At 60.3% G+C, this 24913-nt stretch carries 22 protein-coding genes; 16 read left to right on the top strand and 6 right to left on the bottom strand.

The features are described 5' to 3' along the window. Nucleotides 1-19: 19 nt before the first annotated feature. Together folM and MHH62_RS19560 are read right to left on the bottom strand one after the other, a co-directional pair. A complete protein-coding gene (gene folM / locus MHH62_RS19565) occupies nucleotides 20-730 on the bottom strand; it encodes a dihydromonapterin reductase (RefSeq protein WP_339231685.1) in 711 nt (236 codons plus the stop codon). A 57-nt stretch (nucleotides 731-787) separates the two neighbouring features. Then, nucleotides 788-1345, bottom strand: coding sequence for an antibiotic biosynthesis monooxygenase (locus tag MHH62_RS19560; protein WP_336827156.1), 558 nt, complete (start codon nucleotides 1343-1345; stop codon nucleotides 788-790). Nucleotides 1346-1558: 213 nt separating this feature from the next. Between MHH62_RS19560 and MHH62_RS19555 the strand changes: the two genes are divergently transcribed. Continuing rightward, complete coding sequence (locus MHH62_RS19555) at nucleotides 1559-2521, top strand: MerR family transcriptional regulator (RefSeq protein ID WP_032902534.1); 963 nt, start codon at nucleotides 1559-1561, stop codon at nucleotides 2519-2521. On the opposite strand, the gene MHH62_RS19550 is transcribed toward MHH62_RS19555, so the two are convergent. Together MHH62_RS19550 and MHH62_RS19545 are read right to left on the bottom strand one after the other, a co-directional pair. Beyond that, nucleotides 2512-3117: a hypothetical protein gene (locus MHH62_RS19550; RefSeq protein ID WP_020302026.1), complete on the bottom strand. Its 606-nt coding sequence runs from the start codon at nucleotides 3115-3117 to the stop codon at nucleotides 2512-2514. The genes MHH62_RS19555 and MHH62_RS19550 overlap by 10 nt on opposite strands. A 58-nt stretch (nucleotides 3118-3175) precedes the next feature. Next, complete coding sequence (locus MHH62_RS19545) at nucleotides 3176-3643, bottom strand: PAS domain-containing protein (protein WP_020302025.1); 468 nt, start codon at nucleotides 3641-3643, stop codon at nucleotides 3176-3178. A gap of 129 nt (nucleotides 3644-3772) precedes the next feature. On the opposite strand from MHH62_RS19545, the gene MHH62_RS19540 reads away from it, so the two are divergent. From MHH62_RS19540 to MHH62_RS19510, 7 genes are all read left to right on the top strand, one after another. Beyond that, complete coding sequence (locus tag MHH62_RS19540) at nucleotides 3773-4228, top strand: flavodoxin (RefSeq protein ID WP_014719876.1); 456 nt, start codon at nucleotides 3773-3775, stop codon at nucleotides 4226-4228. 175 nt (nucleotides 4229-4403) lie between these two features. Further along, nucleotides 4404-5186, top strand: a complete 783-nt coding sequence (locus MHH62_RS19535) for a class II aldolase/adducin family protein (protein WP_020302024.1) — start codon at nucleotides 4404-4406, stop codon at nucleotides 5184-5186. Beyond that, nucleotides 5186-6088, top strand: coding sequence for an alpha/beta fold hydrolase (locus MHH62_RS19530; RefSeq protein WP_032902535.1), 903 nt, complete (start codon nucleotides 5186-5188; stop codon nucleotides 6086-6088). The genes MHH62_RS19535 and MHH62_RS19530 overlap by 1 nt, the downstream gene beginning before the upstream one ends. A gap of 117 nt (nucleotides 6089-6205) precedes the next feature. Then, nucleotides 6206-7117, top strand: a complete 912-nt coding sequence (locus MHH62_RS19525) for an SDR family oxidoreductase (RefSeq protein ID WP_073453361.1) — start codon at nucleotides 6206-6208, stop codon at nucleotides 7115-7117. 481 nt (nucleotides 7118-7598) lie between these two features. Then, nucleotides 7599-9389, top strand: a complete 1791-nt coding sequence (locus tag MHH62_RS19520) for a DUF1302 domain-containing protein (protein WP_014719872.1) — start codon at nucleotides 7599-7601, stop codon at nucleotides 9387-9389. Between the two features lie 27 nt (nucleotides 9390-9416). Beyond that, nucleotides 9417-10775, top strand: coding sequence for a DUF1329 domain-containing protein (locus MHH62_RS19515; RefSeq protein ID WP_336827158.1), 1359 nt, complete (start codon nucleotides 9417-9419; stop codon nucleotides 10773-10775). A 230-nt stretch (nucleotides 10776-11005) separates the two neighbouring features. Continuing rightward, nucleotides 11006-13501, top strand: coding sequence for a LuxR C-terminal-related transcriptional regulator (locus MHH62_RS19510; RefSeq protein ID WP_339231680.1), 2496 nt, complete (start codon nucleotides 11006-11008; stop codon nucleotides 13499-13501). Here the strand turns inward: MHH62_RS19510 and MHH62_RS19505 are convergent. Beyond that, nucleotides 13498-14373, bottom strand: a complete 876-nt coding sequence (locus MHH62_RS19505) for an AraC family transcriptional regulator (RefSeq protein ID WP_020302019.1) — start codon at nucleotides 14371-14373, stop codon at nucleotides 13498-13500. The two genes, MHH62_RS19510 and MHH62_RS19505, sit on opposite strands and share 4 nt — an antisense overlap. A gap of 136 nt (nucleotides 14374-14509) precedes the next feature. Here MHH62_RS19505 and MHH62_RS19500 point away from each other — a divergent pair, with 136 nt between their 5' ends. Continuing rightward, nucleotides 14510-15412 carry a DMT family transporter gene (locus tag MHH62_RS19500; protein WP_020302018.1) on the top strand — a complete coding sequence of 301 codons (903 nt, stop codon included), beginning with the start codon at nucleotides 14510-14512 and terminating at the stop codon, nucleotides 15410-15412. Nucleotides 15413-15568: 156 nt separating this feature from the next. Here the strand turns inward: MHH62_RS19500 and norR are convergent, their stop codons facing one another. Next, nucleotides 15569-17116: a nitric oxide reductase transcriptional regulator NorR gene (norR, locus tag MHH62_RS19495; protein WP_032902541.1), complete on the bottom strand. Its 1548-nt coding sequence runs from the start codon at nucleotides 17114-17116 to the stop codon at nucleotides 15569-15571. Nucleotides 17117-17263: 147 nt separating this feature from the next. Here norR and hmpA point away from each other — a divergent pair, with 147 nt between their 5' ends. The 7 genes from hmpA to cyoE all read left to right on the top strand — a co-directional run bounded on the left by hmpA (nucleotide 17264) and on the right by cyoE (nucleotide 24796). Further along, on the top strand, nucleotides 17264-18445 hold the full coding sequence (hmpA, locus tag MHH62_RS19490) for an NO-inducible flavohemoprotein (protein ID WP_032902543.1): 1182 nt from the start codon (nucleotides 17264-17266) through the stop codon (nucleotides 18443-18445). A 222-nt stretch (nucleotides 18446-18667) separates the two neighbouring features. After that, the gene (locus tag MHH62_RS19485; protein WP_014719865.1) at nucleotides 18668-19174 is read left to right on the top strand and encodes a disulfide bond formation protein B; all 507 of its coding nucleotides are present in this window, start codon (nucleotides 18668-18670) and stop codon (nucleotides 19172-19174) included. A gap of 794 nt (nucleotides 19175-19968) precedes the next feature. Beyond that, entirely contained in the window at nucleotides 19969-20910 is a 942-nt protein-coding gene (cyoA, locus tag MHH62_RS19480; protein WP_003194054.1) for a ubiquinol oxidase subunit II, read from the top strand. A 3-nt stretch (nucleotides 20911-20913) separates the two neighbouring features. Further along, nucleotides 20914-22932 carry a cytochrome o ubiquinol oxidase subunit I gene (gene cyoB, locus MHH62_RS19475; protein ID WP_003194053.1) on the top strand — a complete coding sequence of 673 codons (2019 nt, stop codon included), beginning with the start codon at nucleotides 20914-20916 and terminating at the stop codon, nucleotides 22930-22932. Between the two features lie 3 nt (nucleotides 22933-22935). Beyond that, on the top strand, nucleotides 22936-23562 hold the full coding sequence (locus MHH62_RS19470; protein WP_003194052.1) for a cytochrome o ubiquinol oxidase subunit III: 627 nt from the start codon (nucleotides 22936-22938) through the stop codon (nucleotides 23560-23562). Further along, nucleotides 23562-23897, top strand: coding sequence for a cytochrome o ubiquinol oxidase subunit IV (cyoD, locus tag MHH62_RS19465; protein WP_003194051.1), 336 nt, complete (start codon nucleotides 23562-23564; stop codon nucleotides 23895-23897). Before MHH62_RS19470 ends, cyoD begins: the two co-directional genes overlap by 1 nt. Before the next feature lie 11 nt (nucleotides 23898-23908). Next, complete coding sequence (cyoE, locus tag MHH62_RS19460) at nucleotides 23909-24796, top strand: heme o synthase (RefSeq protein WP_019817484.1); 888 nt, start codon at nucleotides 23909-23911, stop codon at nucleotides 24794-24796. The last annotated feature ends 117 nt before the right edge of the window (nucleotides 24797-24913 follow it).

Genomic DNA, 24913 nt, shown 5'->3' with positions numbered 1-24913 from the left:
CAACATCCTCAAAAACGGCTTACTTGATATGCCGCCCACCGTTGACGGTCAGGGTGGTACCGGTGACATAGGGGTTGTCCAGCAGGTAACGCACGCTCTGGTAGATCACCTCGGGCCCGGGCTCGATGCCCAAGGCCGACTTGTCCAGGACCTTGGCGCGATAGGCCGCGTCATCGCCTTCGTTGAACATCACCATCGCCGGTGCGATGCCGTTGACCTTGATCAGCGGCGCAAACTGCGCGGCAAACGATAACGTGAGGCTGTCCAGCCCGGCCTTGGTGGCGCAATAGGCGATGTGCTGCCGGCTGCCCTTGCGCACCACGTCGTCGCTGATATGCACGATATCGGCGGGTGTCGAGCGTTGCAGCAAAGGTGAACAATGCAGGTTGATCAGGTACGGCGCAAGCATGTGCACGCTGAACATGTCGATAAAGGCACGGCTTTCGTCGCCCGGGGTTTCGGCGACCCAGGCTGAAGCGTTGTGGATGATTGCGCGCAGGCTTTGAGTATGGGTTTTGACTGCGGCAATGAAAGCCAGCACTCCGGCTTCGCTGGAGAAATCGGCAAACACGCCGATGGCACCGCGCTCACGCAGCGCCTGCACGCCGGGGCGTTCGCTGCGGTAGCTGAACATCACCGCTTGGCCTTCATCCAACAGGCGCTCGGCACAATGCAGGCCGACACGCTGGCCGGCACCGGTGATCAGGATCGGAGCGTTGGTTGCATTCATGGGAGGCTCAAGTCGCTGGCAGGCTCAAACTATACCAGCGCGCCGGCCTCCCTGTACTCAAGCGGCGGCTTCAGTGACTTTGCGAGGGGGCGAAGGGTGCAGCCAGTTCGCCAACAGATGGGTCGACAGCGGTATAAAGAAATAAACCATCAACGGGGTCAGCGCTGCGGTGCTCACCAGTACGCGGCTGAACAGGTCCAACTCGCTGAGCAGCGGCCCCAGGCCGAAGTTGAACAGCAGCGATACCGGGAAAAATGCCAACCAGATGGCCACCGCCTGTTTCCAGCGTGGCGGGCGGGCACCCACTGCGCCAAACCAGCCATCGATACCGCTGACGCGGTGTTCCGACGGGTCGGCAAACAGCTCGCTGCCTCGGCTCAGCCACGCGCTGCGCGACGCGGAGAATTCCCAGGCATGCAGGGTTTTTTCATCGGCAAAGCGGAAGATGATCTGGAACTCATCATCATGGGGTGGCGGGGCCAGCACGCCGGAACCCAGGTAACCGGGGAAGTCAGTCGCCAATTGCTCGCCTTCACGCAGCCAGGCCATCAGTTCTTCGTAGCGACCTTTGGCCACGCGGCGCGCAACCATCAAGGTGACGGGTGAGGTAGACATCGTATATCTCCAAATCAGCAAGTGCGCCGAGCCGGGTAGGCTGTGCACGAACGAGGCTGCGGGGTGGTGCAGCGACGCAAAAGAACAGGCAAGGATTATTCCGGATTTGCCCAAATACGCCAGAAACTTCGGATGGATCGCCGTAGATCTTGAATCATGCAGTTCAATCGGCGTTAAATGGTGTTCAAATTCATACAAGTTTTTTGACCGCTGATGCCCGAAATCACTGCGCCTCTTCGCGAAACGACAGCCGACAGCCACTCTGACTGCGAGGGGCTGTTTCCGATTCGTGAAGTGGCAAGACTCACAGGTGTAAACCCGGTGACCTTGCGGGCGTGGGAGCGTCGCTACGGTTTGATCCAGCCTTTACGCACCGAAAGTGGGCACAGGCTGTACTCAAGCACCGATATCGACACCGTGCACCGCATCCTCGACTGGATCGAACGTGGCGTGGCGGTGAGCAAAGTCGGCAAGCTTTTGGCGCGCGACCCACAGCCCAACGAACCGGCTACCGCGTCACGCAGCGATACCGAACTGGAGTGGCGCCAATGGCAGGCGCAATTGCGGCAGGCCATCAGTGCCTTTGATGATCGTGAGCTCGACCGGTTGTACGGCCAGATCTTCAGCGTCTATTCGACGGCCGTGGTGTTCCAGGACATTCTGGTCCCGCTGTGGCAGCAGTTGTTACGTCACCAAGGCCGCTTTGGCCAAGCCAGCGAGTGGCTGTTCTTCGATAATTTCCTGCGCTCGCGTGTCGCACGGTGCCTGCAAATGGCCTGTGCCTCGCCAGCGCCCAGGGTATTGCTGTCAGCCATTGCCGGAGAGTGCCGTGAGCTGGAGTTGCTGGTGGCGGGCTTGTTGATGTCGAGCGAGAAACTGGCGGTCAAGGTCCTGGGCGTTGGCCAGCCACTGGATGAGTTAACGCTGATCTGTGAGCGCACTCGGCCGCAAGCCCTGGTGCTGTTTTCCAACCATGCCCCTGGCGCAGAGCTGGCGTCGCGGCTCAATCGCCTGGCCTTCACCCTCGACTGCCCGTTGCTGCTGGCTGGAGAGGCGTCAGAGCTGGCAGAACACAGCCTGGAGGGGGCATCGATTGGTTGTCTGGGCAATGACGGGCGCTTGATGCCGCGCCGCTTGCAGCAACTGCTCAGCGGCCATCTGGAGTCTCAGGCATGAACGTGAGGATGAACCAGGCGATGCTGGTGCAGGATGAACTGGCGTAACCGTTCGATCTCATCGGCATCGCTCTGGCTGAGGCGATAAGCGAACAGGCCGCGGGCGGTTTCCCGCTCCAGCGTACCGCGCAGGGCGATGCGTTCGTAGCCGGAAGGGCTGAACCACAGGGAAAACGTCTTTGGCGGTTTGACCCGGCCACGCACTTCTACCAGCACCCCTTTGAATGACACTTCGTGCACCCACAGCGCGCTGGAGTAGCCCTTGATGTTTTCCAGCGCCACCGGCGTTTCAAGCGCCAGGCGCCACGGGCGGATCATCGGCCCATCTTCAAAAATGCTCGGTACGCCCAGGCGCAAATGCACGGCATGAAACTCATCTTCCACCAGGTGCAACGGGAAGGTGAGTTGCTGGTTGTCGAACTGCGCCTGGATGGTGACCTGGTCGTGAGCCGCTAGCCGCGTGAGCAAATCGCGAATCTGTGCGCCGCCATTAACCGTCAGGCTCGACCATGCATCCCGCAGGTTGAGCTGCGGGTTGTGCTGCATGTCCTGGATAAAATCCAGCTCGTCCTGCGTCAATAGCGTGTCGCGTTGCATTGATCTGGCTCAAGGCTGAGGCATTAAAAAGCCATTATCGCTCTAAAGACCGCGTTTTTTACAGTTTGTTAAATCCACTCGTCGCCTTGAGTGCCGCGAGCTCACTTTTGAGCTCGGCTAACTGGGCTTCCAGCTGGGCGACGCGCTGTTGGGCTTTGACTTGAGTGGTGACGTCTTTTTGCACGCCGACGAAATACGTTTGCTTGTCGACCTCGTTGTACACGGTCGAAAGCGACAGTTCGTTCCAGAAAGGCGTGCCGTCTTTGCGAAAGTTGCGCAGGATCTCCCGGCAGGCGCCGCCGCTGTCGAGCGCGTCACGGATGGCGATCAAGGCCGGTTGGTCGCGGTCGCCCGACTGCAGGAAGCGGCAGTCCTGATACAGGATCTCGTCGAGGGTATAGCCGGTCAGCCGTTCGAAGGCCGGGTTGACGTAGATCAGCGGTTTGTCGTTGCCTTCGCGCTCGGCAACAACGATTCCGTCGTTGGACGCATTGACGACCATTTGCAACAGTTTGGCGTTAATCATAGAGCGGTCCATGGCCTGGTTTTGACCTTGCCAGTTTATGGCAAGTCTGGAATGTTGCACGGTGCGCACTGAAATATTGGCACGGGCTGCTAATATCCCACGCTTTCGCTCAACCACAGGATCAGATTGATGAAAGTCGCCATCCTCTCCGGCTCGGTCTACGGTACGGCTGAAGAAGTCGCTCGCCACGCGGAAGAAATCCTCAAGGACGCAGGTTTCAACGCCTGGCACAACGCACGTGCCACGCTGGCAGACGTGCAGGCCTTTGCTCCCGATGCATTCCTGGCAGTGACCTCGACCACCGGCATGGGCGAGTTGCCCGACAATCTGCAGCCTCTGTACTCAACCATCCGCGACCAACTGCCCGCCGCCTGGCGCGGCCTGCCGGGAGCGGTCATCGGCCTGGGCGACGCCAGCTATGGCGATACTTTCTGTGGCGGCGGTGAACAAATGCGCGAATTGTTCGCCGAACTGGGCATCCGCGAAGTGCAGCCGATGCTGCGCCTGGACGCCAGCGAAAGCGTCACCCCGGAAGCTGACGCCGAGCCTTGGCTGGCCGATTTGATCACCGCGCTGCGCGGTTGAGCCCCAGGGAGCGCCGTTATTGACGGCGCTTGTTTGACACGTATTTGTACTATTCTCTTGACTGACTCGCTCAGTCATCAAGCTGGCTGCCAAGGAAACTCCTTGCGCCTCGGCGTCTGACTAGACTGGCTCTCACTTTAGACACCATAAGAAGTGCGCCAAGGAGGTCATTGCCATGAGCCTAGCCCCTGCTCCATCGCCACAAAACGTCAAAGCCCAGGTCAGCGCCGCCGAATGGCAAACCCGCGTGGACCTCGCGGCCTGCTATCGCCTGGTGGCCATGCACGGTTGGGATGACCTGATCTTCACGCATATTTCGGCCAAGGTGCCGGGCACTGAAGATTTCCTGATCAACCCCTATGGGCTGATGTTCCACGAGATCACCGCGTCGAGCCTGGTCAAGGTTGACCAGGCCGGCAATAAGCAAATGGAGAGCCCCTACGATATCAACCCTGCGGGCTACACCATCCACAGCGCCATCCACGAAGTGCGCCACGACGTGACCTGCGTGCTGCACACTCACACTGCTGCGGGCGTAGCGGTGTGTGCGCAAAAGCAGGGTGTATTGCCCATCAGCCAGCAATCGCTGTTTGTACTGTCCAGCCTGGGCTATCACGCCTATGAGGGCGTGGCGCTCAATCACGAGGAAAAGGCCCGCCTGCAAGCGGATTTGGGCCAGAACAATTTCCTGATGCTGCATAACCACGGCCTGCTGACCTGCGCCGGCACCATCGCCGATACCTTCCTGATGATGTTCACCTTCCAGCGCGCCTGCGAGATCCAGGTGCTGGCCCAGAGCGGCGGCACCGAGTTGATCGCCATCGAGCCGCAGATTCTCGCCGGTGCCAAGGCGATGGTGGCAGCTGTCACAAAAAGCGCCCAAGGTATGGGTGGTGCGCTGGCCTGGCCGGCGCTGCTACGCAAATTGGACCACCAGGACCCCGGGTATAAAAGCTGATGCCACTCGCCGAGATACCGCTCAGAGCCTGGCGCAAGCGCGGCCAGGACTTCGTCTTTCGTGGCCACACCGTGCGGTATTGGATGGCCGGGCAGGGCGAGCCGTTGCTGCTGATTCATGGTTTCCCCACGGCCAGTTGGGACTGGCACTACCTGTGGCAACCCCTGGCCCAGCGCAATCTGGTGATTGCCTGCGACATGCTCGGCTTTGGCGACTCGGCCAAACCCTTGGACCACGACTATTGCCTGTTGGAACAGGCCGATCTGCAACAGGCGCTGCTTGAGCACCTGCGCGTAGAGCAGCCGGTGCATGTGTTGGCTCATGACTACGGCGACAGTGTCGCCCAGGAATTATTGGCTCGGCATTACGAGGGCCGGTTTCCGATGGCGAGTTGTGTATTTCTCAACGGCGGGCTGTTTCCGGAAACCCATCGGCCGGCGCTGGTGCAAAAGCTGCTGCTCAGCCCGTTGGGCTGGATGATCGGTCGGGCCTTTGGGCGCAATGCCTTGGCCAGCAGTTTCAACCAGATCTTCGGCCCCCAGACGCGGCCCAGTGAAAGCGTGCTGGATGATTTCTGGAGTTTGATCAGTTGCAACGACGGCCCGCGTATCCTGCACAAACTCATCGCCTACATCCCCCAGCGCCGTCGTCTGCGCGAGCGCTGGCTCACGGCCATGCAGCGAGGTGAAGTGCCGCTGCGGGTGATCGACGGCGAAGTAGACCCGATTTCCGGGGCTCATATGGTCGAGCGCTATCGCCAACTGGTGCCCGCGCCCGACACGATAAGGCTGGCCAATATCGGCCACTACCCGCAGATCGAGGCGCCGGTCCAGGTGCTCAAGCATTACCAGGCGTTTCGTGAGCGCATCAGCCAGCCTTCACCCCGCGCGGCCTATTCCTGATTCCGCGCATCATCCCGCTGCCTTATCAAGCACCATTCAGCCCCGGCCGTCTTTATTGTGACCAAAGGCTGCGTGCGTGACACTCTGCCTATCCCATTGTCGCCAGCGGAGTTCGGTATGAGTGAGTCAGTGCAGTTTCAGGATAAGGTCGTGATCGTCACCGGCGCCGGTGGTGGCTTGGGCCAGGCCCATGCGCTGCTGTTCGCCAAGCACGGGGCCAAAGTGCTGGTCAACGACCTCGGTGGCTCAACCCAAGGCGAGGGCGCCAACGCCTCGGCGGCCGACCGGGTGGTGGCGCAGATCCGCGCGGCAGGCGGTATTGCCGAGGCCAACCATGACTCCGTCACCGACGGCGACAAGATCGTACAGAACGCCCTGGATGTTTTCGGCCGGGTCGACGTGGTGGTCAACAACGCCGGCATCCTGCGCGACAAGACCTTTCACAAAATGGACGACAACGACTGGGACCTGGTTTACCGGGTGCATGTCGAAGGCGCCTACAAAGTCACCCGCGCCGCCTGGCCGCATTTGCGCGAGCAGGGTTATGGCCGGGTGATCTTCACGGCGTCGACGTCAGGCATTTACGGCAACTTCGGCCAGTCCAACTACGGCATGGCCAAGTTGGGCCTGTATGGCTTGACCCGCACCTTGGCGCTGGAAGGGCGCAAGAACAACATTCTGGTCAACGCGATTGCCCCCACCGGTGGCACACGCATGACCGAAGGGCTGATCCCGCCGCAGGTGTTCGAGCGCCTCAAGCCGGAACTGGTCAGCCCGCTGGTGGTGTACCTGGGCAGTGACGCCTGTGAAGAAACCGCAGGCTTGTTTGAAGTGGGTGGCGGCTGGATCGGCAAGACCCGTTGGGAGCGCAGCCTGGGTGTGGGTTTTGATCCCGAGGCCGGTTTTTCGCCGCAGGATGTGGCCGCGCACTGGCAGCAGATCTGCGATTTCGAAGGGGCTGCGCACCCCAAGGACAATATCGAGGCACTGAAGGAAATGATGGCCAACTTGCAGAAGTTCAGCCTCTGATCATTGCCGGTAAATCAATGAATCCCACGGGGCGTCGATGACGCCCCGTTTTATTGCAGGCATAAAAAAGGCCGCTGCATAGGCAGCGGCCGAAGTAAGACGTTGGATCAAGGAGCGACAAATCAACGTCAGTGAACACCGGGAACAGACTGATTACGGGATCAATCCGTTATAAATCAGCTTTTCTCCCCAATGCGGGAGCGGGCTGTTTGCCCTGAAAGCCAGGCAAGAATAGTCGGTTGTAACAAAATGAGTAATAGCGAATCAGGACAAGGACTATTACCAGATCGGCAATAATTACAGGGCGCCATCGATCCTTCTGATAACCCTTCATCCATCGCATGCATGTCACCAAGCCAACGCCCGGCCAGAGAACCCCGTCATCCTTTCGAGCGACAACACGAATACCTCCTTGGTGCGCTTATCGCTCCTCAAGGGCGGCAGTAGGGTGGGGCCTTCTGTCACTCACCGGGGAAGACGCATGACAAAAACAATAATGCGCGCCATCTTCACGCCACAGGCGCTGGCCACTGCGGTTGCGCTGGGCTGCTGTGCCCAGGCGCAGGCTGTTTCGTTCAACATCGGCGAGATCGAAGGGCAATTCGACTCCTCGCTGTCGGTCGGCGCCAGTTGGGGCATGCGCGATGCCGATAAAAGCCTGGTCGGCACGGTCAATGGCGGGACGGGCCAGGCGTCCACCGGGGATGACGGGCGCCTCAACTTCAAGAAGGGCGAGACCTTCTCCAAGATCTTCAAGGGGCTGCACGACCTTGAGTTGAAGTACGGCGACACCGGGGTATTCGTGCGTGGCAAGTATTGGTACGACTTCGAGCTCAAGGACGAAGACCGCGAGTTCAAGCCCATCAGCGATCACAACCGCAAGGAAGGCGCCAAGTCCAGCGGTGCGCAGATCCTCGATGCCTTCGTCTACCACAACTACTCCCTGGGCGACCTGCCCGGCACCGTGCGCGCCGGCAAGCAGGTGGTCAGTTGGGGCGAAAGTACCTTCATCGGTAACTCCATCAACAGCATCAACCCGATCGACGTGTCGGCGTTTCGCAGGCCCGGTGCCGAGATCAAGGAAGGCTTGATCCCGGTGAACATGCTGTTTGCCTCCCAGAGCCTGACCAATCAACTGACAGTGGAAGGTTTCTACCAACTGGAATGGGACCAGACGGTGCTCGACAACTGCGGCACCTTCTTCGGTGGGGACGTGGCGGCGGACGGCTGCACCAATAACTACACCGTGGGCAGCCCGGCGATCCGACCGCTGCAACCGGTGGCCGCTGCCTTTGGTCAAGGGTTTGGCGTGACCAATGAAGGCGTGATCGTGCGGCGTGCCGGTGACCGCGATGCGCGTGACTCCGGCCAGTTCGGCGCGGCCCTGCGTTGGCTGGGTGATGACACTGAGTACGGCCTGTACTTTATGAACTACCACAGCCGTACACCGACCGTCGGCACCCTGACCGCCAATACCAACCTGGCCACCATCGGGCGCATCATCAACACCGCCAACGCCCTGGCACCCGGTTCCGGGGGCGGTTTGGCGCAAAGCACCATGCTTGGCCGCGGCCAGTACTACCTGGATTACCCGGAAGACATCCGCCTGTTCGGCGCCAGTTTCTCCACCACCTTGCCCACGGGCACGGCGTGGACCGGCGAAATCAGCTATCGGCCCAATGCGCCGGTGCAGCTCAACACCACCGACCTGACCCTGGCCCTGGTCAACCCCATCGCGGGTCAGCTCGCCTCACCCATCCGCAGCAATTTCGGCGATGACAACAAAGGCTACCGCCGCAAGGAAATCACCCAGATCCAGAGCACCATGACCCAGTTCTTCGACCAGGTACTGGGCGCCGAGCGCCTGACCCTGGTGGGCGAAGCGGCGGTGGTGCACGTCGCCGGCCTGGAAGACAAAACCAAACTGCGTTACGGCCGAGACTCGGTGTACGGCGCCTACGGTTTTCAAGGTGACACCGACGGTTTTGTCACCTCCACCTCGTGGGGCTACCGGGCGCGGGCGATCCTTGACTACAACAACGCCATTGCCGGTGTGAACCTCAAGCCCAACCTGTCCTGGTCCCACGACGTGGCGGGCTACGGCCCCAACGGCCTGTTCAACAAAGGCGCCAAGGCCATCAGCGTCGGCGTGGATGCGGACTATCGCAGCACCTACACCGCAAGCCTGAGCTACACCGACTTTTTTGGCGGTGACTACAACACCCTGACCGACCGCGACTTCCTCGCCCTCAGCTTCGGCGTGAACTTCTGATCTGGCTTAAAAGAAGGACAAGACCCTATGCGTAAGATGATTGCAATGTTGGCCCTGAGCGTATTGGCCGCCAACGTAATGGCGGCGGTATCGCCCGAAGAAGCAGCCAAGCTCGGCACTTCCCTGACCCCGGTCGGCGCGGAAAAAGCCGGCAACGCCGATGGCTCGATTCCGGCCTGGACCGGCGGCATCCCCAAGAATGCAGGCGCGGTGGACAGCAAGGGGTTTCTCGCCGACCCCTTCGCCAGTGAAAAACCACTGTTCGTGATCACCGCTGCCACGGTGGACAAGTACAAGGACAAGCTCTCCGACGGCCAGGTGGCGATGTTCAAGCGCTACCCCGAGACCTACAAGATTCCGGTGTACACCAGCCACCGCACGGTCAACTTGCCGGCGGACATTTACGAGTCGATCAAGCGCAGCGCCGTGAATGTGAAGGCGATCAACGATGGCAACGGCCTGGAGAATTTTACCGGCAACCGTTACTACGCGTTCCCTATCCCTAAAAATGGCGTCGAGGTGCTGTGGAATCACATCACCCGTTACCACGGCGGCAACCTGCGGCGCATCATCACTCAGGCCACGCCCCAGACCAATGGCAGCTACACGCCGATCCGTTTCGAAGAAGAAGTAGCGGTGCCGCAAGCCATTCCGGATATCGACCCGGCCAAGGCCGCCAACGTGCTCAGCTATTTCAAGCAATCGGTCACCGCCCCGGCGCGGCTGGCGGGCAACGTACTGCTGGTGCATGAAACCCTCGACCAGGTGAAGGAACCGCGCCTGGCCTGGATCTACAACGCCGGCCAGCGCCGGGTGCGGCGCGCGCCGCAGGTGTCCTACGACGGCCCAGGCACCGCCTCCGACGGCCTGCGCACCACCGACAACTTCGACATGTTCTCCGGCGCGCCCGACCGTTATGACTGGAAACTGGTGGGCAAGAAGGAGATGTACATTCCCTACAACAGCTACAAGCTCGATTCGCCAAGCCTCAAGTACGACGACATCATCAGGGCCGGGCATATCAACCAGGACCTGACCCGTTATGAACTGCACCGCGTGTGGGAAGTGGTCGGCACCGTCAAGCCCAGCGAGCGGCACATCTATGCCAAACGCCATATGTTCATCGACGAAGACAGCTGGCAAGTCGCCCTGGTGGACCACTACGACGGCCGCGGCCAACTGTGGCGCGTTGCCGAAGGCCATTCGCAGTTCTACTACGACCACCAGGTGCCGGCCTACACCGTGGAAACCCTGTACGACCTGATTGCCGGACGCTACATCGCGCTGGGCATGAAGAACGAGGAGAAGAGCAGCTTCGTGTTCGGTTTCGCAGCCAAGGCGGCGGACTACACCCCGGCCGCACTGAGGTCGGCGGGCGTTCGCTGATTCCACACTGAAATGAGGTTGAAAATGTGGGAGCTGGCTTGCCTGCGATAGCGGTGGGCCAGGCCGCTCATCGATTGCTGTTGCACCGCCATCGCAGGCAAGCCAGCTCCCACACTGAAGGACGTATACCTTGGTTTTTATGGTCTTCAATCAACCCGCTGAATACTTCTTCAACAACCGCCAACCACAGGTCTAGGGTGACGCAACAATAAAAACAGCAGGATGCAGCAATGACCGCCATGACCCGCTGCCTGGACCGTTCTGGATTTATGCCACGGCTGTCCGCCCACCATGTGTTGCGTGCGCGGCTGACTGTGCCGCTGCTGACGGCGCAGGCGCGGGTAAGGTTGCTGTGCGCGCCGGGTGGCAGTGGCAAGAGCGCGTTGCTCGCCGAGTGTGCGTTGCAGGCGCCGAAGGGGTGCCGGGTGGTGTGGATGCCACTCAACGGTGCCGCGCTCAGCCCCTTGGAATTCTGCGCACGGCTGGCGCAGCAGCTTGGCTTGCCGTTTGTGGATGAAGCCACGTTATTGCTCGACTTGGGCCGTTGGTCACACACCACGTGGTTGTTTCTGGATGATTTCTGTCGCTCACCTGCGCCTGAGCTGGATGCGCTGCTGGACCGTTTGCTCGCCGCTGGCAGCCCGCAGTTGACCTGGTGGCTGGGCGCGCGACGGCGCCCGTTGTGCAATTGGCCACGCCTGTTGCTCGACGATGAGTTGCTGGAGTGCAGCGAGTTGTTTTTCAGCGCCGAGGAAGTCGAGCAACTGCTCGCCCCGGGGCATACCGTCGACAGCCTGATGCAGTTCAGCGCCGGTTGGTGCGCCGGTGTGCGTATCGCCTTGTTGGGCGACGGCCACCCCGACAAAACCCTGCTCGATTACCTGCAGCATGAGCTGTTCAACACCTTGTCGGCGCCATTGGCTGAGGCCTGGCGGGTGTTGGCCCATCTGCCGCGTTTCAACCTGAACCTGTGTGAGTACTTGTTCGGTGGTGGTGACGGCGCTGAGCATTTGCGCGAATTGCAGGCACTGGGTGCGTTTATCCAGCCCTGGGAAGACACCAGCGACTGGCTCCACGTTTTCCCACCGTTGGCGCGACTGCTGCGCGATGAGCCCTGGCCGGCCAAACGCTCCTGGCACCGACGCGCGTGCCAATGGTTCAGCGCCGAGGGTGACTGGCAGGCCGCGTTCGAGCAGGCGTTGCTGGCGCATGAATACGAAGTGGCGGTGAGCCTGTTGCAGTATTTCAGTTTTGAGGATCTGTTTCGCCAGCAAAATGCCCTGCTGCTGTTGCGCCTGCATGAACAGCATGGCGATGAGTTGATGTTGGGTTCGGCGCAGTTGGTGGGGCTGCTTACGGCCGCGTTGTTGTTTGCCGGGCGCTTCGAACAGGCCGCCTTGTGCATCGACCAACTGGCCCGGTTCGCCCCGCAACCGACGGCCGCCGCGCAGCGCTACCTGCTGGCGCGTTGGCAGGCGCAGTGGGGGTGGTTGCTGCATTTGAGCGGTGATGCCGAGCGCTCCCGTGAGCACTTTCTCGAAGCCCTGCAAGCGCTGCCTGACAGCGCCTGGACATCACGGCTGATGTGCCTGTCGGGCCTGACCCAGCAAGCCTTGCTGCGCGGTGAGTTGGAGGCCGCCCAACGCTTGAACCGTGAAGCGCTATGCCTGGCCCGGGCCCACGGTTCGCTGGTATTGGAGGCCCTGCTGGAGTTGGATCACGCCCAGTTGTTGGAACAGCGTGGCGCGCCGTACCGGGCACAAAGCCTGTTGGAAACGGTGCAAGCGATGTTGGCCGGGCAACGGCTCACCGCCGGGCCGTTGGTGGGGCGTATTGTCCTGCGATGTGGGCATCTGGCCTTGCGTCAGGGCCAAGACACCCTGGCCGCCGAGTGTTTCGAGACCGGCTTGAGCATGTGCCTGCAAAGCCAGGACAAGCGCGTGCTATATGGCTATCTCGGCCTGGCGCTGCTGGCGGCCAACCGTGGCGACTACGCCCAGGCGTTCATTCAATTGCGCAACGCCGAGCGCCTGATGCAGCAGCGCCATGTCCCGGAGACGGTGTATCGCGCGGTGTTGTTGTTGGTCAGCGGACACCTGTGGCTACAACAGGGCCGGGCTGAATTGACGGTACAAGCGGTGCGCCGGGTGTTGCGCCATTTCCGTGGGCCCAGTGCCAAGCAGGCACCGCCGGCGACCCTGGAACTGATCCCGCGTCTGGAGTATTTGCTGGTGCTGGCCGAGGTCAGGCTGGGCTGTGCCGAGCAACCTATCGCACGGCTCAATGCCTTGCTCGAAACCTCCCGGCAGCGCGGCATGCTGTGTCTGGAAACCGAACTGCACCTGGTGTTGGGTGAGGTGACCTGGCAACTCGGTGACCCGGCGTTGGCCCGTCGTGCATTGCAGGCCGGGCTGGCGCTGGCGGCTCGTTGCCAGGTACAGCAGGCGATTCGCGAACTGCGCTTGCGTGCACCCGGGCTATTGAGTGAGCTGGGCCTGGAGCCTCAGGTCACGCCTGCCGGTGCGACGCAAAACCCTCTGAGCCAGCGCGAACTCGAAGTGTTGCAGTTGATCGCCCTGGGCAACTCCAATCTGGAAATCGCCGACCGCCTGTATATCTCCTTGCACACCGTCAAGACCCATGCACGGCGCATCCACAGCAAACTCGGGGTGGAGCGCCGCACTCAGGCGGTGGCCAAGGCCAAGACGCTGGGCTTGATGGCCTAGGCGCGCAGTGCCTGGCGATATTCACCCGGGGTGGCGCCCATGGCTTGGCGAAAGCGTTGGTTGAAATGGCTGGCGCTGGAAAAACCGCACCTCAAGGCGACCTCACCCAAGGGCAACGAGCTGTTGCGCAGCAAAGTTTGCGCGCGTGCCAGGCGGCGTGCCAGCAGGTATTGATGGGGCGGCACGCCGAAGCTCTGACGGAACATCCGGGCGAAATGGTATTCCGACAGCGCGCACATCGACGCCAACTGGCCGAGGCTGATGGGATCTTCAACATGGTGGTCGATGTACTCCACCAAACGCCGCCGTTGGTGCGCCGCCAACCCGCCTTTGAGGCGCAGGCCGTCGCGCACGCCGACCTGGTTGAGCAGGGTGTGGCTGAGCAGTTCATGGGCCAGGCTGCTGGTCAGCAGGCGCTCGCCGGGTTCGAGCCAGTTGAGGCTAATCAACTGGTGAAAGCGTCGGGCCTGACGGGCGTCCTCAAGGAAGGTCGTCTCACGCAACTGCAACTCCCGCGGCTCGCGGTCCAGCAAGGTGACGCAGCCGAGGGCAAATTGCTCCGGGCTGAAATACACATGGGCCAGGCGTATCTCGCCATTGATCACCCACGCCGACTGGTGCTCGGCCGGCAGTATGCACAATTTGTCGGGGCCGCCCTTGGTGCCTGGCCGGTCACGGCGAAAGGTGCCCGTGCCGCCGCCGATATAACAGGACAAGGTGTGATGGCTGGGCGCCTGGTAGTCCTGGGCATCGTGGTGGTTGCTCCACACGGCCGCAGACAAACCGTCACCGAGCTCGGCGCAGGCTTCCAAGCGTGCGTGAGGCGAGCGGTTGAGGGATTGAAAGACGTGCAGCGATTCCAGCTCTGGCATGGTGTGTTCTCCGACGTCTTGCATCCTACTCCCGGCAGCGGGCGCTGTGAGCCCATCGCCCGACAAAAGCGCAAGAATGTGCAAGAACCTCAGGGTGGTTGAAGGCAACACTGTGGCTCAAACGATGGAGCCTGCTATGAACCTCTTCCTGTATTTACTCACGGTGCTGATTTGGGGCACCACCTGGATTGCGCTCAAGTGGCAGCTGGGCGTGGTGGCGATTCCCGTGTCGATTGTCTATCGCTTCGGCCTGGCGGCGCTGGTGCTGTTTGCGCTGTTGCTGCTCAGCCGCAAGTTGCAGGTGATGAACCGGCGCGGGCACCTGATCTGCCTGGCCCAAGGGCTGTGCCTGTTCTGCGTCAACTTCATGTGCTTTCTCACTGCCAGCCAGTGGATCCCCAGTGGCCTGGTGGCCGTGGTGTTCTCCACGGCGACCTTGTGGAACGCGCTCAATGCCCGGGTGTTTTTCGGCCAGCGGGTGGCGCGTAACGTGTTGATGGGCGGGGCGCTTGGGTTGCTGGGGCTGGGCTTTTTATTCTGGCCGGAGCTGGTTGGGCATACCGCTAGCCCGCAAACCCTGTTGGGCCTGGGCTTGGCCCTGCTGGGCACCCTGTGCTTCTCGGCGGGCAACCTGTTGTCCAGCCTGCAACAGAAGGCTGGGCTCAAGCCGTTGACCACCAATGCCTGGGGCATGGCCTATGGGGCGGCGATGCTGGCGACCTATTGCGCGGTGCGTGGCATTCCCTTCGAGATGGACTGGAGTGCGCGGTATATCGGTGCGCTGTGGTACCTGGTGATCCCGGGTTCGGTGATTGGTTTTACCGCTTACCTCACCCTGGTGGGCCGCATGGGCCCGGAGAAGGCGGCGTATTGCACGGTGCTGTTTCCGGTGGTGGCGCTGAATGTGTCGGCCGTGGCCGAGGGCTACCAGTGGACGGCGCCGGCGTTGATGGGGCTGGTGCTGGTGATGCTGGGGAATGTGCTGGTGTTTCGTAAACCCCGGTCCATCTTGGCGGGCCTCAAGGCTAGCCAAGCCTGAATGTGGGAGCCGGCTTGCCGATAGAAGCAGCACCTGCCACGAATCCCCTGTGGGAGCGGGCTTGCCCGCGAAGGCGGTGTGCCAGTCAATGTGTCTTTAACTGACCCACCGCTTTCGCAGGCAAGCCAGCTCCCACATTGGACTGAGGTGCCTGCTTTATTTGAGGCCTAGCCGCTTGGCCATGCGCCCCAGGTTGGCGCGGTCCAGGCCCAGTTCGCGGGCGGCGCTGGCCCAGTTGCGCTGATGGCGTTCCAGGCAGGCGCTGATGAGTTGGCGCTGGTAGTGCTCGGTGGCCTGGCGCAGGTCGCCGCTGACCATGGGCAGGGCTTGGGCCGGTGCTTGTTCTGCCACCGCCGTACTCACGTCGGGCAAGTCCAGGTCCAGGGCGCTCAGGCTGAGAATTTTCGGGCGCTCGCGGCAGTTGCCCAGGGCTTTCAACGCGCTGCGGCCGATCAAGTGCTCCAGCTCGCGCACATTGCCGGGCCAGTTGTAGGCCAGCAACGCCGCCTGGGCATCGCCGGTCAGGCGCAGGCTGCCCAGGCCCATGCGCGAACGGTTCTGTTCAAGGAAGAAGCCAGCCAACAGCAGCACATCACGCCCGCGTTCACGCAGTGCCGGCACTTGCAGCGGGTACACGCTCAGGCGGTGGTAAAAATCGGCACGGTAGCGCCCATTGCGCACTTCTTCGGCAAGGTCGCGGTTGGTGGCGGCAATCAGGCGCACGTCCACCTGGTGTTCCTTGTCCGAACCCAGGCGCTGCAACTGGCCGCTTTGCAGCACGCGCAGCAGCTTGGCCTGTACGCTCAATGACAGTTCACCGACTTCGTCCAGGAACAACGTGCCGCCGTTGGCCAGTTCAAACTTGCCTCGGCGCTCATTCAGCGCTCCGGTGAAAGCGCCGCGTACATGGCCGAACAGCTCGCTTTCTACCAGGGTTTCCGGCAGTGCGGCGCAATTGAGGCTGATCATGGGCTTGTCGGCACGCGATGACGCGGCATGGATCGCCTGGGCCACCAGCTCCTTGCCGACCCCGGTTTCGCCGGTGATCAGCACGGTCAGGTCGCTGCCGCCTACCAGCTTGATTTCCTCGACCAGCCGTTTATGCGCCTTGCTCTGGCCGATCATTTCCTTGTGCTGCTGGCCGCTGGCTTGGCGATAGATTTCGGCGCGCTGGTGCTCGTCTTCGGCCCGCAGCGCCAGGCGCTCGATGCGTTCAGCCACGTTGACGGTGGCCGCGGCGAGGCTGGCGAAGGCTTGCAGGGCGTCCAGTTCGACCCGTTCAAAGCGCTCGTTGTCGAGAGCGTCAAGGGTCAGCAGGCCCCACGGCTGGTCGTCGATAAACAGCGGGCAGCCCATGCAGTCGTGGACTTCGAGGTGGCCGTGTAAACCGGCGACCAGGCCGTCATAGGGGTCGGGCAATTGGCTGTCGCTGTCGAAGCGGGTAGGGCCGGGGCTGCTCAGCAGTATTTCAAAGCGCGGGTGTTCGCTGATCTTGAAACGTCGGCCCAATGTGTCAGGGCTCAAGCCATCCACCGCCAGCGGCACCAGCCACTCGCCATCCAGCCGCAGCAGCGCGGCGGCATCGCAGGGCAACAGGGCGCGCATGGTTTGCAGCAGGCGGCGGTAGCGCTCGCCTTCGGGCAGTTCCCGGGACAGATCGGCGACCAGCGGCAGCAGGGCGGTGAGCAGCGGTTTTGCAGTCATAATGACTCCTTGTAGTCGATATGACTATAAAGCGTAGGAGGTCATACTGACTACATAGTGTTTAAACTATTGAAAAACATGGGTTTATTAGTTGGCACGAATACTGACTACCTAAGGGTAATGAGTAAAAAGACCGAGGAGTCTCCCATGCTGAGTGCCCAAGACCGTGCCATTGTTAAATCCACTGTGCCCCTGCTGGAAAGCGGCGGTGAAGCACTGATCACCCATTTTTACCGCATGATGCTGTCCGAGTATCCCGAAGTCCGTCCGCTGTTCAACCAGGCCCACCAAGCCAGTGGTGACCAGCCTCGCGCCCTGGCCAATGGCGTGCTGATGTACGCGCGGCATATCGACCAGTTGGACCAACTGGGCGACCTGGTGGCCAAGATCATCAACAAGCACGTGGCCTTGCAGATTCTGCCGGAGCATTACCCCATCGTTGGGGCCTGCCTGCTGCGGGCTATTTCCGAAGTGCTGGGCAGCGAGATTGCCACCCCCGAGGTCATGAGTGCCTGGGGCGCGGCCTACGGCCAGTTGGCGGACATTCTGATCGGCGCCGAAGCGGCCATCTACGACGAAAAAGCCCAGGCGCCCGGCGGCTGGCGGGGTGCGCGGGCGTTCCTGCTGGTCAAGCGCGTGGAGGAGAGCGACGAGATCATCTCCTTCTACTTCGCCCCGGTGGACAACGGCCCGATCCTGGTCGCAGCCCCCGGCCAGTACATCGGTCTGAAACTGGTGCTCGATGGCGAAGAAGTGCGCCGCAACTATTCCCTGTCGGCCCTCACCGACACCGGGCTGTACCGCATCAGCGTCAAGCGCGAAGTGGGCGGGCGGGTCTCCAATTACCTGCACGACCAGATGCACGTCGGCGCGACCATTGACCTGTTCCCGCCGTCGGGTGAGTTCACCCTGGCCGCCAGTGATAAACCGCTGGTGTTGATCAGCGGCGGGGTAGGCATTACGCCCACACTGCCGATGCTCGAAGCCGCCCTGGCAACCGAACGCCCGGTGCACTTCATCCATTGCGCCCGTAACGGCGGGGTGCATGCATTCCGTGACTGGGTGGACACCCTGGCGGCCAAGCATCCGCAGCTCAAGCGTTTCTACTGCTACGCCGAGGATGACGGCATCAGCCCGGCGGCAGACAAGGTCGGGATGCTCAATCAGGAGCAACTGGCGGCCTGGTTGCCTGAGCAGCGTGATATTGATGCCTACTTCTTGGGCCCCAAGGGCTTCATGGCGGCGATCAAGCGGCATCTCAAGGCGCTGGGTGTGCCGGAGAAGCAGGCGCGCTATGAGTTCTTTGGCCCGGCGGCGGCGTTGGAATAGAATTTGGCCAATTGACCGTATCGGCATCATCGCGGGCAAGCCCGGCTCCCACAGAGGATTGCATTCCAATGTGGGAGCCGGGCTTGCCCGCGATGGCGTCCGCACAATCATTACATTTGCCACGATTAATCCGCTGTTAACCCCCCTCTGTTTTAACCACTGCCTGTGTGTAAACTCGTTGCCATCAGGCACAACCATAATCAGAGAAAGGGAAAGACGGGGATGATTGACGACATGCGTTTAGGCAGGGAGCGGCGCTTTCTGGTGTTGCTGGGCATCATCTGCCTGGCGCTGATTGGCGGGGCGCTGTACATGCAAGTGGTGCTGGGCGAAGCGCCGTGCCCGCTGTGCATTCTGCAGCGCTACGCCTTGCTGCTGATTGCGCTCTTTGCGTTCATCGGCGCCGCCATGCGCACCAAGGGCGCGCTGACGTTCTTTGAAGGGTGGGTGGTGCTCAGCGCCTTGGGTGGCGTGGCTGCGGCCGGCCACCATGTGTACACCCAGTTTTTCCCCCAAGTCAGCTGCGGCATCGATGTGTTGCAGCCGATCGTCGACGACCTGCCCCTGGCCAAGGTGTTTCCCCTGGGCTTCCAGGTCGACGGCTTCTGCAGCACCCCCTACCCACCGATCCTCGGCCTGTCCCTGGCCCAATGGGCACTGGTGGCATTCGTGCTGACGGCGATCCTGGTGCCCCTGTGCATCTATCGCAACCGTCACCCCAAAGCCTGAGTCGCCGCGGCTGCCAAACGCTCCGTTCCTTCTGAATGAAGGCCGGAGCGTTTTTGTTTGTAGGGATTTGTGAAAGCACCGTGACGAGGGGCAACGGAAGGTGCGCGCAGCGTGCGACATGTTGTCACACGGACGCTGTCGCAGGACGTTTCTGACCCGCCAAATCGGCCCTTTAATTTGCACCCGGCGCACAAATTGTGCTGTCAGTTCGTGGTTCGTGCAGTGGCCCGATTTGTGTGCGGCTCCAACCCCTGCTGCCTCTATGAATGCCTTGTTTTATGGGGACTTGGACGGCATCCGCATGCCCTTACAAGCCGTAAGGGAAGTGGCACTGTGCCCAATAACACGGCAATTTTTGTGGTTTTTGTTGAGAATCGAACACGATAAGATCGCGAATCTTTGCAACTTTGGTGAAGGATTGTTGCTGGAATCGATAAAAATTATTTCTTTATAAGACATGGTTTATACATCGCTAGCTAACTACAATCGCCCGCACTGAATGTCCGGTGCTGTTCAATATTTGAGCATTGGAGCGGTCGAGGAGCAGATGGAAGGCTCAATGCGACCCCAGGTTCCGGCAGCCTTTCAACTATCCGCACCAAATGGAATTGGTCTGTAACAAGGCCTTTAGCCACGAAATCGAATAAGAACTCACTGCAGGTCCGTGAAACGTACAGTCATGACGTGTCGGGCAGGCTCTTATTCAATCGAAGAGAAATGCCAACCCTTGGCAGGGTGAAGTGTTGGCGATCAAAACCCAACTGCATTGCGCAAGCTGCTTTAGAGGTCGTGAGATGAGTAAAAACAGGTACCCCCGATTACTAGGCTTTTTGCCGCTGCTTGGCATGATGTTAATGCTGGGAGGCTGCAAGTGGACCTTGCTCGACCCAAAAGGACAGGTCGGTCTGGATGAACGAAACCTGATCATCACCGCTACCCTGCTGATGCTGCTGGTTGTGGTGCCTGTGATCGTGATGACCTTCGCCTTCGCCTGGAAATACCGCGCGTCCAACACCAGCGCTACCTACGCGCCGAAGTGGTCGCACTCCACCAAGATCGAGATCGCGGTGTGGCTGGTTCCGATCCTCATCATCATCGCCCTGGGTTACATCACCTATAAGTCGACCCACGCGCTGGACCCGTACCGTCCGCTGGAGTCCGACGTCAAGCCTGTGAACATCCAAGTGGTCGCGCTGGATTGGAAGTGGCTGTTCATCTACCCGGACCTGGGTATCGCCACTGTCAACGAGATCCGCTTCCCGGAGCACACCCCGCTTAATTTCCGGATCACCTCCGACGCCGTGATGAACTCGTTCTTCATCCCAGCACTGGGTGGCCAGATCTACGCGATGGCAGGCATGCAGACCCGCCTGCACCTGATCGCCAACCAGAAAGCTGAAATGGAAGGCATCTCCGCCAACTACAGCGGCGCTGGCTTCACCGGCATGAAATTCAAAGCGATCTCGACAAGCCAGGAAGATTTCGACGCCTGGGTAGCTGCAGTCAAGGCCGCACCTAAACAGCTTGATCAAGCTGAATACGATGCTCTGACCAAACCGAGCCAGAACAACCCTGTCGCCTTGTACTCCGCGTATGAGCCGGACCTGTTTCAGAAAATCGTCGACAAGTACGAAGGTATGAAGCCAGGCAAGCCGGTCAAGCACGAGAAGAAAGAAGTGGCCGTGGTTGAAGGTTCTGATACGGGCGCGCATTCAACTGCTGGGGCAGAGGAGTAAACGATGTTTGGTAAATTAAGTTGGGACGCGGTCCCATTCCACGAGCCGATCGTAATGGTGACTATCGCCATGATCGCGCTGGGTGGTTTGGCGCTGGTTGCGGGTATCACCTATTTCAAGAAGTGGTCCTACTTGTGGACCGAGTGGTTGACCTCGGTCGACCACAAGAAAATCGGCGTCATGTACGTCATCGTTGCCATGGTCATGCTGCTGCGTGGTTTTGCCGACGCCATCATGATGCGTACCCAGTTGGCCATGGCCACCGAGGGTTCGCCTGGCTACCTGCCACCTGAACACTATGACCAGATCTTCACCGCTCACGGTGTGATCATGATCATCTTCATGGCGATGCCATTCTTCACCGGCTTGATGAACCTTGCCTTGCCGCTGCAGATTGGTGCGCGTGACGTTGCCTACCCGTTCCTGAACTCCCTGAGCTTCTGGCTGCTGGTTTCCGGCGTGGTGCTGATCAACGTTTCCCTGGGCGTCGGCGAATTCGCCAAGACCGGCTGGGTTGCGTATCCGCCATTGTCGGGCTTGCAATACAGTCCGGGCGTGGGTGTGGACTACTACATCTGGGCGCTACAGTTATCAGGGCTCGGGACGACATTGACGGGGGTCAACTTCCTGGCCACCGTCCTGAAAATGCGCGCCCCTGGCATGAAACTGATGGACATGCCGATCTTCACCTGGACCTGCACCTGGGCAAACGTGCTGATCGTGGCTTCGTTCCCGATCCTGGCCGCTACCATGGCGCTGCTGTCGCTTGACCGTTACCTGGATTTCCACATTTTCACCAATGAACTTGGTGGCAATCCAATGATGTACGTGAACCTGTTCTGGGCATGGGGTCACCCTGAGGTGTACATCCTGATCCTGCCGGCGTTCGGTATCTTCTCCGAAGTGATCTCGACCTTTACCGGCAAGCGCCTGTTCGGTCACCACTCGATGGTCTACGCCTCGGGCGCAATCTCCGTACTGGGCTTCATGGTATGGCTGCACCACTTCTTCACCATGGGTTCGGGGGCCAGCGTCAACGCCTTCTTCGGCCTGGCGACGATGCTGATTTCAATCCCGACGGGGGTGAAGCTATTCAACTGGCTGTTCACCATCTACCACGGTCGTCTGCGCATGACCAGCCAGGTTCTGTGGACCCTGGGCTTCATGGTGACCTTCGCCATCGGCGGCATGACCGGCGTACTGCTGGCCATCCCGGGTGCTGACTTCGTGCTGCACAACAGCCTGTTCGTGATCGCTCACTTCCACAACGTGATCATCGGTGGTGCGGTATTCGGCTACATCGCTGGTTTCAGCTTCTACTTCCCGAAAGCGTTCGGCTTCAAGCTGCACGAAGGTTGGGGCAAGGCTGCGTTCTGGTTCTGGATCTCGGGCTTCTTCGTCGCGTTCATGCCGCTCTATGCACTGGGCTTCATGGGCATGACCCGTCGTCTGAACGCCACCACCAACCCTGAGTGGGTACCGTACCTGTACGTTGCCATGTTCGGTGCGGTGATGATCGCTGTGGGCATCGCCTGCCAGCTGATCCAGCTGTACGTCAGCGTGCGTGATCGCAAGCAGAACATGTGCGAATCCGGCGACCCATGGAACGGCCACACCCTGGAATGGTCGACCTCGTCGCCACCACCGTTCTACAACTTCGCTGTGATCCCGACTGCGAACACCATTGATGCGTTCACCGAAGCCAAGGAAGACGGTACTGCGTACCAGAAGCCCAAGCACTACGAGCCGATCCACATGCCAAACAACACCGCCACCGGCGTGGTGATGGGTGCGCTGTTGACCGTGTTCGGTTTCGCGATGATCTGGCACATCTGGTGGCTGGCAATCGCGAGCCTGGTGGGCACTATCGGTTACTTCATCATTCACGCTGCCCGTGATGATCAAGGCTACATGGTGCCGGTCGAAACGATCGAACGCATCGAAGCCGAGCAGCACGCTCGCCTGGTAGCCGAGAAGAAGATCCCGGCCAACCGTGTAGAAACCTCGTTGGAACAGGCTTAAACCATGTCGAACTTAGTGACCAATGCTGGACACGCCCATGTCGATGACCATGGGCACGATGACCACCACCACGATTCGGGGCCAATAACCGTCTACGGTTTCTGGCTCTACCTGATGACCGACTGCATCTTGTTTGCGTCGATCTTCGCGGTGTACGCGGTACTGGTAAACAACGTAGCGGGTGGCCCGTCGGGCCACGACATCTTCGAACTGCCTTACGTGCTCGGCGAAACCGCCTTGCTGTTGTTCAGTTCGATCACCTACGGCTTCGCCATGTTGGCCTTCTACAAGGGCAACAAGAAGGGCGTACTGAGCTGGCTGGGCCTGACCTTCCTGTTCGGCCTGGGCTTTATCGGCATGGAGATCAACGAGTTCCACCTGCTGATCTCCGAAGGCTACGGCCCGCACCGTTCCGGTTTCCTGTCGGCGTTCTTCACGCTGGTCGGCACCCACGGTCTGCACGTATCCGCTGGCCTGCTGTGGATGGCAGTGATGATGTATCAGGTCAATAAGCACGGCCTGACCAACACCAACAAGACCCGCCTGAGCTGCCTGAGCCTGTTCTGGCACTTCCTGGACGTGGTCTGGATCTGCGTATTCACCGTCGTTTACTTGATGGGGACTCTGTAATGGCTAATGCACACTCCCATGACAGCCACGATTCAAGCCACGGCAGCGTAAAGTCTTACGCCATCGGCTTCATCCTGTCGGTCATCCTGACCCTGATCCCGTTCGGCCTGGTGATGTACCCAACCTTGCCCAAGTCGATCACCTTGATGATCGTCTTGGCGTTCGCGGTGATTCAGGTTCTGGTTCACCTGGTGTACTTCCTGCACCTGGACCGCTCCAAAGAGCAGCGCGAGAACGTGATCGCGTTTGTGTTCGCAGGCCTGGTGATCGTTCTGCTGGTTGGTCTGTCGCTGTGGATCATGTTCAGCATCCACACCTACATGATGGCGAAGTGAGGTAAGACCCGATGTCGCTTAAGCACTTTATCCAAATCACCAAACCGGGGATCATTTTCGGTAACGTGCTTTCTGTGGCGGGCGGTTTCTTCCTGGCCTCCAAGGGACATGTCGATCTGGCCATCTTCCTGGCAGCAATGATCGGTACGTCCCTGGTGGTTGCTTCCGGTTGCGTATTCAACAACTGCATCGACCGTGACATCGACATCAAGATGGAGCGCACCAAGAATCGCGTGCTGGTCCAGGGGCTTATTTCCCTGAAGCTGGCACTGATCTTTGCGACCGTCCTGGGTGTTGCCGGTGTGGCCCTGTTGTACAAGGTGGCCAACCCATTGGCGGCGCTGTTTGCCGTGATTGGCTTTGTCATCTACGTCGGTCTCTACAGCCTGTACCTCAAGCGCAAGTCGGTTCACGGCACGCTGGTGGGCAGTCTGTCGGGGGCGATGCCGCCGGTGATTGGTTATGTGGCTGTGACCAATAGCTTCGACATGGCCGCGCTGGTGCTGCTGGTGATGTTCAGCCTGTGGCAGATGCCGCACTCCTACGCCATCGCGATTTTCCGCTTCAATGACTACCTGGCTGCGTCGATTCCGGTTCTGCCGGTCAAGCGTGGCATTCAGGTGGCCAAGAAACACATTCTGCTCTACATCCTGGCCTTCCTCGTGGCGACCTTGATGTTGACCTTCAGTGGCTACGCCGGCATGAGCTACCTCGCCGTCGCCGCCGCGATGGGTATGTACTGGTTGTACATGGCCTGGACCGGCTACAAGGCGGTGGATGACACCGTCTGGGCGCGCAAGCTGTTCGTGTTCTCGATTTTCACCATCACCGCGCTCAGCGTGATGATGTCCCTGGATTTCCAAGTGCCGAAAGAGCTGTTGCTGACCTACGCCCACTGAGTGGTCTTGCAGTAAAAAAGCCCCGCCTTCGAAAGTCGTGCGGGGTTTTTTATTGAGCGCTGCGCTAAACCGGATACGCTGCGTTATCGTTGACGTTTTTCGCGAGCGAGCGCACTC

The sequence above is a fragment of the Pseudomonas sp. FSL L8-0168 genome (assembly GCF_037976155.1).
GTDB lineage: Bacteria > Pseudomonadota > Gammaproteobacteria > Pseudomonadales > Pseudomonadaceae > Aquipseudomonas > Aquipseudomonas paracarnis.
Note: the sequence above shows the minus strand (reverse complement) of the source record. Positions and strands in the feature narration are given on the sequence as shown.

Bases quoted from the DNA above. Each gene is read 5' to 3' on its own strand.
- MHH62_RS19510 (WP_339231680.1), top strand. From the start codon at position 11,006: ATGACCGCCATGACCCGCTGCCTGGACCGTTCTGGATTTATGCCACGG.
- cyoA (WP_003194054.1), top strand. From the start codon at position 19,969: ATGAGTAAAAACAGGTACCCCCGATTACTAGGCTTTTTGCCGCTGCTT.
- MHH62_RS19500 (WP_020302018.1), top strand. From the start codon at position 14,510: ATGAACCTCTTCCTGTATTTACTCACGGTGCTGATTTGGGGCACCACC.
- cyoD (WP_003194051.1), top strand. From the start codon at position 23,562: ATGGCTAATGCACACTCCCATGACAGCCACGATTCAAGCCACGGCAGC.
- MHH62_RS19535 (WP_020302024.1), top strand. From the start codon at position 4,404: ATGAGCCTAGCCCCTGCTCCATCGCCACAAAACGTCAAAGCCCAGGTC.
- MHH62_RS19520 (WP_014719872.1), top strand. From the start codon at position 7,599: ATGACAAAAACAATAATGCGCGCCATCTTCACGCCACAGGCGCTGGCC.
- MHH62_RS19540 (WP_014719876.1), top strand. From the start codon at position 3,773: ATGAAAGTCGCCATCCTCTCCGGCTCGGTCTACGGTACGGCTGAAGAA.
- MHH62_RS19505 (WP_020302019.1), bottom strand. From the start codon at position 14,373: ATGCCAGAGCTGGAATCGCTGCACGTCTTTCAATCCCTCAACCGCTCG.
- MHH62_RS19530 (WP_032902535.1), top strand. From the start codon at position 5,186: ATGCCACTCGCCGAGATACCGCTCAGAGCCTGGCGCAAGCGCGGCCAG.
- MHH62_RS19555 (WP_032902534.1), top strand. From the start codon at position 1,559: ATGCCCGAAATCACTGCGCCTCTTCGCGAAACGACAGCCGACAGCCAC.
- cyoE (WP_019817484.1), top strand. From the start codon at position 23,909: ATGTCGCTTAAGCACTTTATCCAAATCACCAAACCGGGGATCATTTTC.
- MHH62_RS19545 (WP_020302025.1), bottom strand. From the start codon at position 3,643: ATGATTAACGCCAAACTGTTGCAAATGGTCGTCAATGCGTCCAACGAC.
- MHH62_RS19550 (WP_020302026.1), bottom strand. From the start codon at position 3,117: ATGCAACGCGACACGCTATTGACGCAGGACGAGCTGGATTTTATCCAG.
- MHH62_RS19525 (WP_073453361.1), top strand. From the start codon at position 6,206: ATGAGTGAGTCAGTGCAGTTTCAGGATAAGGTCGTGATCGTCACCGGC.
- hmpA (WP_032902543.1), top strand. From the start codon at position 17,264: ATGCTGAGTGCCCAAGACCGTGCCATTGTTAAATCCACTGTGCCCCTG.
- cyoB (WP_003194053.1), top strand. From the start codon at position 20,914: ATGTTTGGTAAATTAAGTTGGGACGCGGTCCCATTCCACGAGCCGATC.
- folM (WP_339231685.1), bottom strand. From the start codon at position 730: ATGAATGCAACCAACGCTCCGATCCTGATCACCGGTGCCGGCCAGCGT.
- MHH62_RS19470 (WP_003194052.1), top strand. From the start codon at position 22,936: ATGTCGAACTTAGTGACCAATGCTGGACACGCCCATGTCGATGACCAT.
- MHH62_RS19485 (WP_014719865.1), top strand. From the start codon at position 18,668: ATGATTGACGACATGCGTTTAGGCAGGGAGCGGCGCTTTCTGGTGTTG.
- norR (WP_032902541.1), bottom strand. From the start codon at position 17,116: ATGACTGCAAAACCGCTGCTCACCGCCCTGCTGCCGCTGGTCGCCGAT.
- MHH62_RS19515 (WP_336827158.1), top strand. From the start codon at position 9,417: ATGCGTAAGATGATTGCAATGTTGGCCCTGAGCGTATTGGCCGCCAAC.
- MHH62_RS19560 (WP_336827156.1), bottom strand. From the start codon at position 1,345: ATGTCTACCTCACCCGTCACCTTGATGGTTGCGCGCCGCGTGGCCAAA.